Consider the following 15179-nt stretch of genomic DNA (forward strand, 5'->3'; position numbering starts at 1 on the left):
CGTTATGCCCGCGGGTGGGCGTTGCGGTAGACGTCGAGCAGATGCGCGGCATCGACGGCGGTATAGACTTGCGTCGAACTCAGGCTGGCGTGCCCCAATAACTCCTGCAACGCGCGCAAATCCGCCCCGCGGCCCAGCAGATGCGTCGCGAAACTGTGCCGTAGCGCGTGTGGTGTGGTGCGCTCGCCCAGTCCCAGCCGCCCGCGCGCGCCTTGCACCGACCGGCGGATGACGCCCCCCGCCAATGGTCCGCCCTTAGCTCCCCGGAACAGCGGTGCATCACGCGGTATCGGCCAGGGCTGGAGGTCGGCATAGCGCGCGATCGCCTCGGCGACCGCCGGCAGGATCGGGACAACCCGCGTCTTGCTGCGCTTGCCGGTGACGACCAGCGTTTCCCCCATCGGCAGCGCCGCGCCGGTCAGCGACAGCGCCTCGCCGATGCGCAGGCCGGCGCCGTACAGCAGCAGCAGCAGCGCCCAGTCGCGCGCGGCGATCCACGGCGCGCGGGCATCGTCGGCGACCTCCTCGGCCAGCGCAACGACTTCGTCCGGCGCGATCGGGCGCGGCACCCCCGTCTTGACGCGCGGACCCTTCAAGCGCGGCGCCTCCACGCCCGCCCAGGCGAGGAAGCCGCGAACGGCCGACAGCTCTCGGGCGGCGGACGCATTACCCAGGCCGTCGCTGCGACGCTGGGCGAGAAACGCGCGCAGGTCGCTGGCGGTCACGCTCCCCAGCGCGTCGCGCGCGATGCCCTCGCCGCGATGCTGTTCCAGGAATCTCATCAACCGCTCCGCCGTCGCCTGATACGCGCGCACGGTATGCGCCGAACGGCGGCGGTCGCGGGTCAGGTGCGCGGCATAGGCGGCGGGTAGCGGTTGCATGGTGCGCGACTCTAGACGCGCAGGGCGATTGACGGAATGCCCGTCACGGCGCAGCGTGACCGCATGTTCGCGCCCCTGCTTCTCGCGCTCGTCCAAGTCGCCACGCCCGCGACGCCCGCCACGCCCGCGCTTGCCGGCGACTGGATCGTCGACCTGACCGCCAGGCCCGGCGACCCGCCCTACCGCCAGCCGATGCGGCTGGCGCTGAAGCCAGATGGGACGGTGACGGGCAGCTTCTATCGCAGCGAGATCCAGGCGGGGCGGTGGAAGACCGCGCGGGGGCGGACCTGCGTCAGCTTTCGCACGACCGATGGGGCAGGGCCGTATCACACCGCGGCGTGCTCGACGGGGGACCGGGTCAGCGGCCAGACCTGGGCAGAGCACCGCGGGTTTCTGTTCAACTGGGACGCGGTGCGTGGGGTGGTGCGATAAACATGGGCGGGCTGACCCCACCTCCGTTCGCCCTGAGCTTGTCGAAGGGCTGTCCTTCTTCGGGCCGCAGAGCGGGAAAGAGCCGCAAGGGCCGACGCGGAAGTGAATTCCGCGTCGTCGGTCGGGAGCGGCTGGCCGCTCCCGCCGGCCGGCATCGCGTAGGCGCTTCGCGCACCGCGGCCGTCGCCTACGGCCGACGCCGCTTACGCGATGCTTTGCCCGCTCTTCGCCCAGTCCGCCATGAAGCCCTCGATCCCCTTGTCGGTCAGCGGGTGCTTGACCAACTGGCGGATCACCGCCGGCGGGGCGGTCATCACGTCGGCGCCGAGCCTTGCGCTTTCGAGCACATGGATCGGGTGGCGGACGCTGGCGACCAGAATTTCGGTCGCGAAATCATAGTTGTCGTAGATCAGGCGGATGTCGCTGATCAGCTGCATCCCGTCGAAGCCGTTGTCGTCGTGGCGGCCGACGAACGGCGAAATGAAGCTCGCGCCGGCCTTTGCCGCCAGCAGCGCCTGGTTGGCCGAGAAGCACAGCGTGACGTTCACCATCGTGCCGTCGTCGGTCAGCGCCTTGCAGGTTTTGAGGCCGTCGATCGTCAGCGGCACCTTGACCGCGACATTGTCGGCGATCTTCCGCAGGATTTCGGCCTCGCGCATCATGCCGGCGTGGTCCAGCGCGACGACCTCCGCCGACACCGGTCCGCTCGTGATCGTGCAGATCTCGCGCACGACTTCCAGGAAATCGCGGCCCGACTTGTGGATCAGCGACGGGTTGGTGGTGACGCCGTCGACCAGGCCCGATTCGGCCAGGTCGCGGATGTCCGCCGTGTCTGCGGTGTCGACGAAGAACTTCATGGCGGGTTCGCTCCCTCGCGTGATTTTCGTATGGTCCTTAGGGCGTTCGGGCCGGGCCCGGCACCCACAAAATTAACGTCCGGCCGGCTAATTTTCGGGCATGTCGCGTCCTGAGTCTTCGTCCGTTACCAGCCACCGTGTCCGCGCGCTCAAGGCGCTCGACCTGATCGATGCCCCGCCCGAGCGCGCGTTCGAGGCGCTGGCTGCGCTTGCCGCAGAGCTGCTCGCGTGTCCGATGGGTGTCGTATCACTGATCGATGACGACCGGTTCCATCCGCTCGCTGCATCCGGCATCGCTGCAAGCCCTGCACCGCGGGAGCAGGTCTTCTGCAACCGCACGATCGCGCGGAGCGATGCGGTGACGATTGCCGACGCCGCGCACGACGTCGAGTTTTCCACCAGCCCGCTCGTTGCTGACGCTCCGCATATCCGCAGCTATGCCGGTATCGCGATTTCCGCGCCCGATCCCGATGGCGGCCCCCGTGTGCCGATAGGGGCGGTGTGTGCGCTCGACACACGGCCACGGGCGTTCGGCCCCGAACAACACGCCGCGCTCGGTCATCTGAAGGCGCTGGCGGAAGCGCTGTTCGATGCGCGCGCGCTGCGGGTCGACGCGGAAATCCAGTCGCAGGCACTGCGACGTAGCGACCGGACGTTCCGCCAGGCCGAACGCCTGGCCGAAATGGGATCGTGGCGGCTGGAACTGGCGGACGAGACGGTGACGTGGTCGGATGGCGTGTACCGCATCTACGATCTCGATCCGTCGATCTCGCCGGCACTGGCGGGGGCAATGGATTTCTTTCCCGAACACGCGCGGGCGACCGTCGCATCCTCACTGGCGACGACGATCGAGACCGGCGCGCCGTTCGACATCGAAGTCGATTTCGTCAGCGCCCGTGGTGTGCGCCGCCGGGTGCGATCGATGGGCGAGCTCGAGTTGCAGGGCGGTCGCGCGGTCGCCGTCGTCGGGATGTTCCAGGACGTGACCGCGCGCCACGCGCTGGAACAGACGCTGCGGCGCTCGGCCAGCATCGACGACCTGACCCGTATCGCCAACCGCGCCGCGTTCAATGTCGAGCTGGAGCGCTGGGTCGGCGTTGCCCGCGCCGATGGTAGCGCGCTGGAACTCGCGCTTGTCGATCTCGACCAGTTCAAGCAGATCAACGATGTCCACGGCCATCTGGTCGGAGACGAGGTGCTGCGCGCCTTCGGACGCCGCCTGCGCCGGGTCCACCCGAGCGATGCCTATGCCGCCCGCGTCGGCGGCGACGAATTCGCGCTGCTGCTGCGGGGGCAGGCCGCCCGCGACGCGCCGTCGTTGATCGCAAAGCTGCTGATCGATTTCCGGATGCCGGTCCATGCCGCGACCGGCGTCATCCCGGTGTCGGGGACGATCGGCCATGCCGCGTTCGACCCGGCCGAGACCGGCGTCCATCCCTTCGTTCACCGCGCCGACACTGCACTCTACGAGGCAAAACGAACGAAACGCGGCACGGCGCGCGCCTGGGGGCAGTTGCGAGAAGACGTTCGCCGCGGGGGGGTCAGAGCCGCCTGACGCCTTCTGCGCGGACGGCGTCGATCGTCGGACAGCCGTTGACCGCCATCAGCAGGTCCGCCTCCGCCAGGATGCAGCGCAGCACGTGCGCCGCGCCCTCCGCCCCGTCGAGGGCCAGGCCATAGAGCCATGGTCGCCCGACGCCGACCGCCCGCGCGCCCATCGCCAGCGCCTTCACGACATCGCTGCCCGATCGTATGCCCGAATCGAACAGCACCGGCACGTCGCCCGCCGCCGCCACGACATCCGCCAGCATATCGATCGCGGCGATCCCGCCGTTGGCCTGACGCCCGCCGTGATTCGAGCAGAAGACCGCGTCGGCGCCCGCATCCACCGCGCGACGCGCATCGTCGGGGTGGCAGATGCCTTTCAGCACGATCGGCAGCGTCGTCAGCGATCGCAGCCACGGCAGGTCGGCCCATGTCAGCACCTTGCCGAACGACTGCACCCACAGCCCGATCGCCGCCGCCAGATTGTCGGCGGGGGAGCATCCCAGACGCTTCCGAAAGACCGGATCGCTGAAGTAATTCTCAAGAACCGCGCCCTTCAGCTGCGGGAAACTGCCGGTGTTCAGGTCGCGCGGGCGCCAGCCGGTGACCCAGGTGTCGAGCGTCACCACGATCGCCTCGTATCCCGCCGCCTCTGCGCGCGAGACCAGGCTGGCCGCCAGGTCAAGGTCGCGCGGGGTGTAGAGCTGGAACCACGCGGCCGTGTCTCCGGTCGCGGCATGGACCGCCTCCAGCGGGTCGTTCGACAGCGTCGATGCCATCATGGGTACGCCGGTCAGCGCCGATGCACGGGCGGCGGCGAGGTCGCCGTGGCCGTCGGGCGTCGCGATGCCGGCGACGCCGATCGGGCTCATGAAGATGGGGCTGGGCAGCCGGCGGCCGAACAGCTCGATCGACAGGTCGCGCGTCGTGCAGTCGACCAGCATTCGCGGGACCATGCCGTAGCAATGGAAGGCGCGGGCGTTCTCGTCCTGCGTGAATTCATCGCCGCAGCCGCCCATCACATAGTCCCTGACATGGGGCGGCATCGCGTCTCTCGCGCGGGCCTCCAGCGTCGCGAAGTCGACCGGCAGCTTCGGCACGATCCCTTGCGTGCCTGCCATGTAGATCGCGTTCTGGAAATCGCCGTAGTGGCCCATGATCCTCTCCGATGGGCCGGTTCGTTCGCCCGCCCGTCAGTCTGCGTCGGGGGCGGGGCCGGTTTCAAGCACTTCGATCGCGTCGGGCCGCCCGGCGAAGTCGGCGGTTTCACCCGGCGCGAGCCCGATCAGCGCGCGCGCGAGCGGCGCGGAAAAGGCGATGCGGTTTTGCGCAGCATCGGCTTCGTCCCCGCCGGTGATGTCGATCGTGCGATGCTTGCCCTCCAGCGTGAAAGCCACGCGCGATCCGATCGCGACTTCGGCGTCATCGGGCATCGCCACGACCTCGGCGGTCGTCAGTCGCGTCCCCCAGTATCGATGGTCGCGCTTAAGGGCCTTCGCCGCGTCCTCGTTGGTCGCACCTGCGATCTGCGTATCGAGGTCGGCGAGGCGCGCTTCGATTAGACGGCGTCCGCGCGGGGTGACGAGGTTGGGGCCGGGGGCGATGGGGATTTCGAACTTGGGTTCGAGATGCTCGTCGTCATTTTCACGCCGGAAGGCGACACTCATTCTGCATGTCCCAGATTGGCGGGCTCGCGTGCCGTCGCCGTGGTCGCGAGCCCGCTGAAGCGATCAGGCCGCGGTCGTCTCGACCTTTGCGTGACTACCCGCTTCGCCCGCCTTGATCGACCCGCCGAACAGCATCTTCACGCGTCCGCTGAGCGACAGGTCGGTTTCCCACAGCTCGGCGCTGTCGATGTCGAGGCGTACGAGCGCCAGATTTGGGTCGTCCTTGCCGCCTTCGAACCAGGCCTCGACCTGGTTGTTCCACAATTTGTCGACCATCGCGGGATCGGTGTCCTGCGTGATCGTGCCCGACAGGCAGGCAAAGAAGTCATGCCCCTTCGACACGAACTGCGCCATCGCCTTGCCGCCCTGGGCGACGCGATTGGACTTGCCGACGAAGAACCAGAGCGTGTCGACCTGATCCTCGTCGAGCTGCGCGGTCAGCGGTTCACTGTGTTCGTGGCTGTCGGTCAACCCGACCATCAGGAAGGGGCTGTCGGCCATCTTCTTCCACATGTCGCGCTTGATCTGATCGTCGCTCTTCTCGGCCATCGTCTGCTCCTTGGGTGGCGGGATTAGAGAGCGAAACGAGGGGGGCGGGGGTTGGTTGCGAAGAGCGCGCGGCGTGTCATGATGAGTGCGGCGGCAATGGAGCCGTCGATCAGCAAGGAGATGCGATGATCACGTTTGCAGACCGTTGCCTTTTCCTGGGCGTGCTGTTTGCCTTCGGCACCTTGATCATCAAGGTGATCGAGGCGCGGCGTCCCAAGTGAGGTGAAGGCGGGGCTCGACCTGGCAATCGGGCCCCAAAATGTTTTGAGCCCCGACCGCTGGCACGATCGAGGCTCATCAACAAGGACGATGTCCGTTTGCGGTATCTTAGATACCCCGTCCGGCCAAGAATTTCAACCTCACAGAACCTCGAATAGCCCGGCCGCGCCCATGCCGCCGCCGACGCACATCGTCACGACGACGTACTTCGCACCACGACGCTTGCCCTCGATCAGCGCGTGGCCGGTGCAGCGCGCGCCGGTCATGCCGTAGGGGTGGCCGATCGAGATCGAGCCGCCGTTGACGTTCAGCAATTCATTCGGGATGCCGAGCTTGTCGGCGCAGTACAGCACCTGCACCGCGAACGCCTCGTTCAGTTCCCAGAGACCGATGTCGTCCATCTTCAGGTTGAAGCGCTCGAGCAGCTTGGGGATCGCATAGACCGGGCCGATGCCCATCTCGTCGGGCTTGGTGCCCGCCACCGTCATGCCGACATAGCGGCCGAGCGGGGTGAGGCCGCGCCTGGCGGCAAGCGATTCCTCCATCAGCACGCTGGCCGAGGCGCCGTCCGACAGCTGCGACGCGTTGCCCGCCGTCACCGAGCCGTCCGGCAGCACCGGATTGAGCGACTTCAGCCCCTCCAGCGTCGTGTCGGCGCGGTTGCCCTCGTCCTTCGACAGCGTGACTTCCTTGGTCGAGACTTCCTTCGTCTCCTTGTTGACCACGTTCATCGTCGCGGTGACGGGCACGATCTCGTCATCGAACTTGCCGGCGGCCTGCGCGGCGACGGTGCGCTGCTGCGACTGGAGGCCGTATTCGTCGCAGCGATCGCGGCTGATGCCGTAGCGCTTGCCGACGATCTCGGCGGTCTGGAGCATCGGCATGTAGATGTCGGGCACCATCGCCAACAGTTCGGGGTCCGGATTGACGCGCATCTGTGGGGTCTGGACGAGGCTGATGCTCTCCACGCCGCCGCCGATCGCGATGTCCATGTTGTCGACGATGATTTCCTTGGCCGCGGTCGCGATCGCCATCAGGCCGGAGGCGCACTGGCGGTCGAGCGACATGCCCGCGACCGTGTTGGGGAGGCCCGCGCGCAGCAACGCGTTGCGCGCGATGTTGCCGGCCTGGCTGCCCTGCTGAAGCGCCGAGCCGAACACGACATCGTCGACTTCCGCGCCGTCGATCTTCGCCCGCTCGACCGCAGCCTTGATCGCGTGGGAGGCCAGCGTCGGCGACGGCAGGTTGTTGAACGCACCGCGATAGGCGCGGCCGATCGGCGTGCGGGCGGTGGAGACGATGACGGCGGAACGCATGGGGCTTTATCCTCTCAAACGAAAATCTGGCTGATCCATTCGGCGATGAGCGCGGGCTTGTCCTGCCCCTCGATCTCGACCGTGAATTCGGTTGTCTGCTGCCACTGGCCGGGCCGCTTCTCGGCCAGTTCCAGCAACTTGAAATGCCCGCGGACGCGTGCGCCCGAGCGGACGGGTGTCAGGAAGCGGACCTTGTTGCCGCCGTAGTTGACGCCCATCCGGACGCCCTCGATCTCCGGCTGGTCGGTCTTCGACGCCAGCAGCGGCATCAGCGACAGCGTCAGGAAACCGTGGGCGATGGTGCCGCCGAACGGCGTCTGCGCGGCGCGAACCGGATCGATGTGGATGAACTGATGATCGCCGGTCGCGTCGGCAAACTTATCGATCATTGCCTGTGTGACGTCGATCCACTGGGACACATTGGTCGACCCGACCTGGCCGGCGCGCTCGGCTATGCTGATAGTCGGCATGGCATTCCTCTCCCCGGCGCGCAGTCTCGCCATATCCTTAGCCGGGGAGGGGGTGCGGCCGCAAGACGGGCAAGACCGAAAATTCGAAGAGACGGCAGCTGTCCGAGACAATGGTCCCTGTAACCAGGCGAACCCGATATTCAAAAGTCGTGGATCGCGACCGATCGCGTCATGGCGGGCAGAGCGCGATATCGCAACCAGATCGGTCGTAACGCGCCCCACCGGCTTGACGACCCCCGGCTTTTGCGAAAGCCTGGGTCGTCGACGCCGGGGGGGCTCGACCAAAGGGGAAAATATCGTGAGAGGTCTTCTGGTCGCGAGCGGATTGGCGCTTGCCCTGTCTGCATCGGTGCCCGTTGTCGCGGCGCCGTCCAGGGCGCCCGAAACCACGCAGGCATCGTTCGAGGCATCGCTGCATCCACAGAGCGGCGATATTTCGGTGTCAGACGCGCGGGCGGTGCTGCACCTGGGCAAGGACTATTATTTCCTGCCGGCCGATGATGCGAAGCGCGTGCTGACGCAGGTCTGGGGCAATCCGCCCGACAGCGTGAGCGACGTGCTGGGGCTGATCCTGCCGGCAGGCAAGACCGCGTTCGATAACGTCTGGGGCGCGGTCGTCACGTTCGAGGATACCGGCCACGTCTCCGATGCGGACGCCGGCAGCCAGGATTACGCCGCAGTCCTGAAGAACGCGCAGGACGGTGCCGAGGCGAGCAACGCTGCCCGGCGCGAGGCCGGCTATCCCGCGGTCCATCTGGTCGGCTGGGCGCAGCCGCCATCCTACGACGGCACGCACCATGCGCTGATCTGGGCGCGCAACCTGGCGTTCGACGGCGGCAAGGTGAATTCGCTGAACTACGACGTGCGTACGCTCGGCCGAACCGGGGCGCTCAGCCTCAACATGGTGTCCGACATGAACAGCCTGCCTAAGGTGCGGACGGCGGCGAAGACGCTGAGCGAGCGCGTGGCCTTCGTTCCCGGTGCCACCTATGCCGACTACGACGCATCGATCGACAAGACGGCCGAATATGGCTTGGCCGGGCTGGTCGCCGCCGGCGTCGGCGCAGCGGCGGTGAAGAAGCTCGGGCTGCTCGCGATCATCCTGGCGTTCGGCAAGAAATTCTTCGTGCTCGTCATCGCTGCCGTCGCTGCCGGTGGGCGCTATCTGTTCGGGCGGATCGGCAAGCCGAAGGATCCCGACCTGATCTGACGGGTGAGGGTCTGTACTCGATCAAGACGGGTCGCGACGGAGCCGGTTTTGGTTCGGGGCAAGAAGTAAGGCGTGGAGCGATGCTGATGCATCGTGCCCCCAGGGCTTTCTTGGCTCGCGACGCCGCCCTGGGCCAAAATCGGCCCGCGGCGACAGGGGTCCGCAGGAAGGCGCTGGTCGTCGTCACTTGCTTGCAGGTAGCGCTGCTACCTGCTGCGCTGCACTTCTCGCCAGCGTCTTCCTGCGGGCGATCACGATCCCCGTCCTGATCGAGTACAGACCCTAATCCTGATCGACCGCCGATGCCGTCCCCTCCGCCGTGCCGTGCGTATCCTGCGCACGGATAGGGTCGGAAATGGTGCTGAGCTGGGCCGGGCGGTCGTTCGCCAGCTTGCGCGGGTAGGGGTAGATCAGGCCGCCGTCGGGCGAGGCGGTGAAGTCGGTCTGGGTCGGATAGGCGAGCTCGATCCCTTCGTCGTTCAGGCGGCGGATGACGGCCAGGCCGACGACGTGGCGCGCATCGAACGCGTCCTGGAAATTGGGCCCCGGCGAATCGAATTCGACGCCGAAGTCGTAGGACGACGCGCCGAAATTGGTGAAGCCGGCGCGGACGAACTTCATGCCGTGGTCCTCGACCACGTCTTTCATCATGCCCGGCAGCGATTCCATCACGTCGATCGCGGTCCACTGGACCAGGCCCAGCGTGAACTGGATGCGGCGATAGTCCCGGCGGGTGTTGTTGAGGATTTCGTTGTCGAGCAGCTTCTTGTTGCTGATGACTTTCAACTCGCCGGTGGCACTCCGCACGCGGGTCGATTTCAGCCCGATCGCTTCGACGGTGCCCGACGATCCCGAATAGGTGATCGCGTCGCCCACGCGGAACGGCTTGTCGAAGATGATGGCAAGGGCGGCGAACAGGTCGGCGAAGATGCCCTGCGCGGCCAGACCGATCGCGATGCCGCCGACGCCCAGCCCGGCGACCAGGCCGGTGACGTTGACGCCCAGATTGTCGAGCACGACGATCAGCGCGATCGAGAACAGCGCGAAGGTGACGAGCAGGCGGATCAGGCCGAACGCGCTGCCGAGCGTCGCGTGATCCTGGCCGGTCATACGGTGTTCGATCCCGCCCAGGATCAGTTCGCGCGCCCAGATCGCGGCCTGGATGACCGCGGCGATGGTGAACAGGAAGGTGATGGTGGTGGTGACCGCGGGCGGCGTCTGGGCATAGCCTTCGACCAGCTTGGCGGCGACCGTGACGATGAAGAAATTGCCGGTCTTCGACACGGTCCGTCCGAAGACGACGCCCCAGCCGCCGACCCAGTTCGGCCGGTCGCACAGCTTGCGCCCCATCCGCCGCGCCAGCATCAGCAGCAGCGCGATCGCCACGCCGATGCCGACCGCGATGGCGATCTGCAGCCAGTTGTTGGTCAGCCAGGCGGTGCCGTCGGTCCACAGGGTCCGGACGTGCGCCTGCGCGACATCCTTGTTGATCGCCGCCTTTTCGACGGCCTTGGTCGTATTGCTCATAAACTCACGCGGCGAGCTTCAGCTCGCGCTTCTCCTTGGTGTCGCTGTCGAGCAGCGCGATCAGGCCGCGTTCGACCCGGCTGAGATGCTGGGTCGCGCGGGGCAGGCTCCGCGCGCGCAGTGCCGCCTGGTCGCCCGACTTGGCAAGGTCGACCAGCATCGGATGGACATAGGATTTGCGGGCGATGGCGGGCGTGTTGCCCAGCGCGTCGGTCACCGGCTCCAGCATCGTCTTGATGCCGATGTCCTTGTCCGCGCCGACCAGCGCCTCGAACGCGAGCACGCTGGCACCCCAGGTGCGGAAATGCTTGGCGGTGAATTCGCCCGCCATCGCCTCGCGGATATATTCGTTCACGTCGCTCGACGATACGGGATGCGCCTCACCCTCCTCGTCCAGCCACTGGAACAGGTGCTGGCCGGGCAGGTCGTGGCACGTCTTCACGAACCGGCTGAGCGAACGGTCGGTGACGGTCATCACCTTTTCCTTGCCCGACTTGGCGCGGAATTTCAGCTTCAGCTTCGCCCCCTCGACCTTGGCGTGGCGGCAGCGCAGCGTGGTCGCGCCGAAGCTCTTGTTCGTACGCGCATAGCCTTCGTTGCCGACGCGGATGTGGCCCAGGTCGAGCAAACGGACGACCGCGGCGACCGCGCGTTCGCGGCTCAGCTTGCGCAGTTTCAGGTCGGCCTCGACCCGCGCGCGCAGCTTGGGCAGTTTCTCGCCGAAGCGCGCGCAGCCCTCGTACTTCGCCAGTTCCTGCTTGGCGCGGAAGTCGGTGTGATAGCGGTACTGCTTGCGGCCCTTCTCGTCCCAGCCGATCGCCTGGATATGGCCGTTGGGCTTCGGGCAGAACCAGGCGTCGCGATACGCGGGGGGCAGGCCGATCGCGTTCAGCCGGTCGATCTCATCGCGGTCGGTGATGCGTTTGCCGTGCGTGTCGAAATAACCCCACGCGCGGCCGATCTTCTTCCGGGTGATCCCGGCCATGCTGTCATCGCAATAGACGATCCGACCCATGGCGTTCGTTCCCTTTTCGTAACGGCCCAACCAATGCTCGGCCTGTCGATTCCGTTCCGGACACATCGGCCGCGCGGGGGGTTCAAGACCCTGATCCCCATCAGGAGTTTCCGGATATGCCCGACCTTTCACAGACCAAAGTGCTGATCCTGGCGACCGACGGTTTCGAGAACAGCGAACTGTTCAAGCCGCGCCAGGCATTGCTCGACGCCGGTGCCACCGTAACGCTCGCCAGCCTGAAGACCGACCCGATCCAGGGTGTCATCAACGACGGCGACAAGGGTGACGAGATCACGCCCGACCTGACCGTCGATGACGTGAACAGCGACGATTACGACGCGCTGCTGCTGCCCGGCGGCGTCGCCAACCCCGACACGCTGCGGATGAACGACCGCACGGTGGAAATCGTCGGCGAGTTCATGGACGACCACAAGATCGTCGCATCGATCTGCCACGGCCCGTGGCTGCTGGCTGAAGCCGATGTGATCGAGGGCAAGACGATGACGTCCTGGCCGTCGATCCGCACCGACCTGGCCAACGCCGGCGCGGATGTGGTGGACGAGGAGGTCGTGATCGACGGCAACCTGATCACCAGCCGCAATCCGGACGACATCCCCGCGTTCAACGACGCGCTGCTGAAGGCGCTGGGCAAGGTCGAGGCGTAAATGACGGGTCGGCCGCGTGGTGATAGCCGCGCGGCCGGCCTGCCCCCTCCTTCACCGGGTGGCGGGAGGGTTCAGGTTGCAAGCGGCTGGCGCCATCGCCAGCCGTTGATCGCCCGCTGCGCCGGCCGCTCCACGCCGTGGTACAGCATCACCGACGCGATCATCACCATCCCCACGTACAGCGCGATCGCCAGCGGCGGGACCGCGTCGGCGTCCCGCACGAATGCCAGCTTGAACGCGGTCCACAGCGGATAATGGACGAGATAGGTCGCGAAGCTCACGTCGCCCAGATAATGGATCGCGCGCCCTTCGAGCGGGTTGCGTCGCGTGCCGGCGGTCAGGGCGAGCAGCAATAGCAGTGCGGCAAAGCCGGTCGGAATGCCCAGTGTTTCGGGCACCCAACCGATCGTCGTCAGCGTTAGTGCCGTAGCCGCGACGCACGCCGCGATCGCCGCGATCGCCGAGGCGCTCCGTCGGCCGCGCCAGCGGACCCACAGCGCAGCGAGTATCGTGCCGCAGCCGAACAGCAGGGTGCAGCGGATCAGTCCCATCTGGGGGATGGCGTCGCCCAGATGGACGAGGCCGCGCATTCGGAATACCGCATGAAGGGCCAGCAGCAACCCTGCCGCGATTCCGAACAGCGCCACGCTCGTCAGACGTCGCAGGTCGACTATTCCGATAACTGCGGCGAACAGCAGATAGGCGAACAGTTCGCAACTGATCGACCATGCCGGGTCGTTCCAGGCGAGATAGGCCAGCCCCCAGTTCTGGATCAGCAGATAATGCAGCGGGAGCTCGGCGAACGGATATTGCTCCGGGTTCGACCGGCCGGTCGCGGCGAGCGCCAGCGCCATGAGCGCCGTCCCGGTCAACACGACGCCGTGCAGCGGCCAGATGCGGGCGATGCGGCGGCGCAGGAACTCGGTCGTCGTGGCCAGGCCGCCCTCGCGCAGCCGCGTGCCCCATGCCAGCCAGATGACGAAACCCGACAGCAGGAAGAAGAAATCGACTGCGAGATAGCCGTAGGACAGCGCGTGGACGACGGGTGGCCACAGCCCGGCGATGCTGCCACGGATGTGATAGAACACGACCAGCCACGCCGCGAGTCCGCGGACGCTGGTCAGCGCGCGCAGCTCGGCACGATCGGTCATGCGGCGACCGGCACCGCGCGGCGCTGGCCAAACCCGGTCCACGCCGTCTCTCGGCTCTTGCGCGCGGCATAGGTGTCGAGCCCGATCTGCGCACCGATCAGCATGTAGACGAACGGCTGGAAGGCGATGGCGATGAAGGCGGCACCCAGCAGATAGACGAAATGCGCGTTCTGCAGCGCGGCGGCGAGCGGCGCGACCCAGGCGAGGTCGCCGGTTTCCCTGGCATAGCGGCGGCGCAGGATTTCCATCCGGAGCAGGCCGATCAGCTGGATGACGATCCACAGGCCCAGCCCGAAATAGCCCTGTTCGCCCAGCATCTCGAAATAGGCGCTGTGGTAGGCGCGACCCGAATCGACCTCCAGCTGCGTGTCGACCGTCGCATTGGCGGGCGCGCCTTCGACCTTCACCTTGTCGTAGCGGATCTTGTTCTGGCGATACGCCTCGAACCCGCCGCCCATCGGGTGCGATTTCGCGTAATCCATCGTCCACTGCCACACCGCCAGGCGGGTCGAGGCTGACGCGTCAGCCTGGTAGGTCTTGATCGTCCCCATCCGCTCGGTGAACGACGACGGCAGGAACGGGACGGCGGCGATACCGACCGCGGCCATCAGGCTGAGGTAGAGAAACCGCCGCTTCGTATCGCGCAGCAGCAGGACCGCGAGCAGGCCGATGCACAGCAGGCCGGTGCGCGTCGAGGTGCCGATCGGGATCAGCAGGCAGGCGAAGATCAGCGCGAAGCTGAATGCCTTCACCCGCCAGTCGGGGACGAAGATCGTGCCGAAGCGGGTGAACCACAGGATGATGGGGATGATCGCGATCGCGACCATCGAGATCGTAGAGCCTTCGTACAGCCCCGAGTTATTGTCGACCATCAGGTTCAGCTGGCCGTAACCGCCGCCCGAGCCCAGCGTCTTGATGCCGCCGACGATGATGATCGACGCCGCCGACAGGATCATGAACAGCAGCAGCGCCTCGATCCGGAGCTTGGTGCGTAGCGTCAACGGCAGGAAGATCGCGAACGCCAGCGCCTTCCACACCCATTCCCATTTCGACAGCGCCTCCAGCGCGAAATCGGCGTTGATCGTCGTGTACCAGCAATAGAGCAGCAGGACGGCGAGCAGGCCCTGCCGCGGGGCAAGGCGGGTGTCGGACTTGTCGTCGACCGCGAGCCACGCCCCGATCGCCAACGCGACCGCCATCGCGGAAATGGGCACCGCGTTCAGCAGGTAATAGGTCAGCCGCTGCGGCGAGACGATGTCGATGTAGACATAGGCCAGCACGAAGACGAACGGCCGGCGGAAGCCCGCGGCGAAGAACGCGCCCAGGAACGCGACGAAGATCAGGTCACGCATCGCGGCGGCCCCATGTCGATCGCTTCCTGGGGGCGGGGGCCTCGTCGCGCGGGCCGGCTTCACGATCGAGGTCGGGCCGGCGCAGCAGGTACCAGACCGCCAGCAGCATCAGGCCATGCGTCAGGCCGAGCGAGAAATTGTCGATCATAAGCCCGAACGCTGCCTCAAAATCCGTTCGGACTGAGCTTGTCGAAGTCCTGTCCTTCTTCGGCGATCCGCGCGGTCAAGAAGGGCAGTGCTTCGACAGGCTCAGCACGAACGGGCTGGGGATAGCGCGGACCCGGTTAGCGCGACGTTAAACACCCGCGTGGCAGGACGCGGGT

General features: G+C 66.7%; 16 protein-coding genes. 4 read left to right on the forward strand and 12 right to left on the reverse strand.

The window, feature by feature from the left end; translation table 11 throughout:
- Positions 1–2 precede the first annotated feature (2 nt).
- Positions 3–881 (reverse strand): tyrosine recombinase XerC, encoded by an 879-nt coding sequence (locus ASE86_RS02820; RefSeq protein ID WP_056422065.1) that lies wholly within the window; start codon positions 879–881, stop codon positions 3–5.
- Positions 882–944: 63 nt separating this feature from the next.
- Between ASE86_RS02820 and ASE86_RS02825 the strand changes: the two genes are divergently transcribed.
- On the forward strand, positions 945–1313 hold the full coding sequence (locus tag ASE86_RS02825) for a hypothetical protein (RefSeq protein ID WP_056426508.1): 369 nt from the start codon (positions 945–947) through the stop codon (positions 1311–1313).
- A gap of 203 nt (positions 1314–1516) precedes the next feature.
- Here the strand turns inward: ASE86_RS02825 and fsa are convergent, their stop codons facing one another.
- Positions 1517–2170: a fructose-6-phosphate aldolase gene (gene fsa, locus ASE86_RS02830; protein WP_056422067.1), complete on the reverse strand. Its 654-nt coding sequence runs from the start codon at positions 2168–2170 to the stop codon at positions 1517–1519.
- A 100-nt stretch (positions 2171–2270) separates the two neighbouring features.
- Here fsa and ASE86_RS02835 point away from each other — a divergent pair, with 100 nt between their 5' ends.
- Positions 2271–3725: a GGDEF domain-containing protein gene (locus ASE86_RS02835; protein ID WP_056422069.1), complete on the forward strand. Its 1455-nt coding sequence runs from the start codon at positions 2271–2273 to the stop codon at positions 3723–3725.
- Here the strand turns inward: ASE86_RS02835 and ASE86_RS02840 are convergent.
- The 5 genes from ASE86_RS02840 to ASE86_RS02860 form a co-directional block, all read right to left on the reverse strand.
- Positions 3712–4872: an alpha-hydroxy-acid oxidizing protein gene (locus ASE86_RS02840; RefSeq protein WP_056422071.1), complete on the reverse strand. Its 1161-nt coding sequence runs from the start codon at positions 4870–4872 to the stop codon at positions 3712–3714. The genes ASE86_RS02835 and ASE86_RS02840 overlap by 14 nt on opposite strands.
- A 36-nt stretch (positions 4873–4908) precedes the next feature.
- Entirely contained in the window at positions 4909–5382 is a 474-nt protein-coding gene (locus ASE86_RS02845) for a GreA/GreB family elongation factor (protein WP_056422072.1), read from the reverse strand.
- Positions 5383–5445: 63 nt separating this feature from the next.
- Positions 5446–5931: a pyridoxamine 5'-phosphate oxidase family protein gene (locus ASE86_RS02850; RefSeq protein ID WP_056422076.1), complete on the reverse strand. Its 486-nt coding sequence runs from the start codon at positions 5929–5931 to the stop codon at positions 5446–5448.
- A 359-nt stretch (positions 5932–6290) separates the two neighbouring features.
- On the reverse strand, positions 6291–7466 hold the full coding sequence (locus ASE86_RS02855; protein WP_056422079.1) for an acetyl-CoA C-acyltransferase: 1176 nt from the start codon (positions 7464–7466) through the stop codon (positions 6291–6293).
- Between the two features lie 14 nt (positions 7467–7480).
- Positions 7481–7936 carry a MaoC family dehydratase gene (locus ASE86_RS02860; protein ID WP_056422082.1) on the reverse strand — a complete coding sequence of 152 codons (456 nt, stop codon included), beginning with the start codon at positions 7934–7936 and terminating at the stop codon, positions 7481–7483.
- A gap of 298 nt (positions 7937–8234) precedes the next feature.
- Here ASE86_RS02860 and ASE86_RS02865 point away from each other — a divergent pair, with 298 nt between their 5' ends.
- Entirely contained in the window at positions 8235–9146 is a 912-nt protein-coding gene (locus ASE86_RS02865) for a DUF2167 domain-containing protein (protein WP_162233296.1), read from the forward strand.
- Positions 9147–9428: 282 nt separating this feature from the next.
- On the opposite strand, the gene ASE86_RS02870 is transcribed toward ASE86_RS02865, so the two are convergent.
- Positions 9429–10673, reverse strand: a complete 1245-nt coding sequence (locus ASE86_RS02870; protein WP_056422084.1) for a mechanosensitive ion channel family protein — start codon at positions 10671–10673, stop codon at positions 9429–9431.
- A gap of 4 nt (positions 10674–10677) precedes the next feature.
- Positions 10678–11688, reverse strand: coding sequence for a DNA topoisomerase IB (locus ASE86_RS02875; protein WP_056422086.1), 1011 nt, complete (start codon positions 11686–11688; stop codon positions 10678–10680).
- 116 nt (positions 11689–11804) lie between these two features.
- On the opposite strand from ASE86_RS02875, the gene ASE86_RS02880 reads away from it, so the two are divergent.
- On the forward strand, positions 11805–12353 hold the full coding sequence (locus ASE86_RS02880) for a type 1 glutamine amidotransferase domain-containing protein (RefSeq protein WP_056422088.1): 549 nt from the start codon (positions 11805–11807) through the stop codon (positions 12351–12353).
- Positions 12354–12424: 71 nt separating this feature from the next.
- On the opposite strand, the gene ASE86_RS02885 is transcribed toward ASE86_RS02880, so the two are convergent.
- The 3 genes from ASE86_RS02885 to ASE86_RS16280 are packed head-to-tail and all read right to left on the reverse strand — an operon-like array spanning position 12425 to position 15004.
- Positions 12425–13504, reverse strand: coding sequence for an acyltransferase family protein (locus ASE86_RS02885; protein WP_056422091.1), 1080 nt, complete (start codon positions 13502–13504; stop codon positions 12425–12427).
- Complete coding sequence (locus ASE86_RS02890) at positions 13501–14856, reverse strand: putative O-glycosylation ligase, exosortase A system-associated (RefSeq protein ID WP_056422094.1); 1356 nt, start codon at positions 14854–14856, stop codon at positions 13501–13503. Before ASE86_RS02890 ends, ASE86_RS02885 begins: the two co-directional genes overlap by 4 nt.
- Positions 14849–15004 (reverse strand): hypothetical protein, encoded by a 156-nt coding sequence (locus ASE86_RS16280; protein WP_200911475.1) that lies wholly within the window; start codon positions 15002–15004, stop codon positions 14849–14851. Before ASE86_RS16280 ends, ASE86_RS02890 begins: the two co-directional genes overlap by 8 nt.
- Positions 15005–15179: the final 175 nt, after the last annotated feature.

The organism is Sphingomonas sp. Leaf33, assembly GCF_001421785.1.
Classification (GTDB): Bacteria; Pseudomonadota; Alphaproteobacteria; order Sphingomonadales; family Sphingomonadaceae; genus Sphingomonas.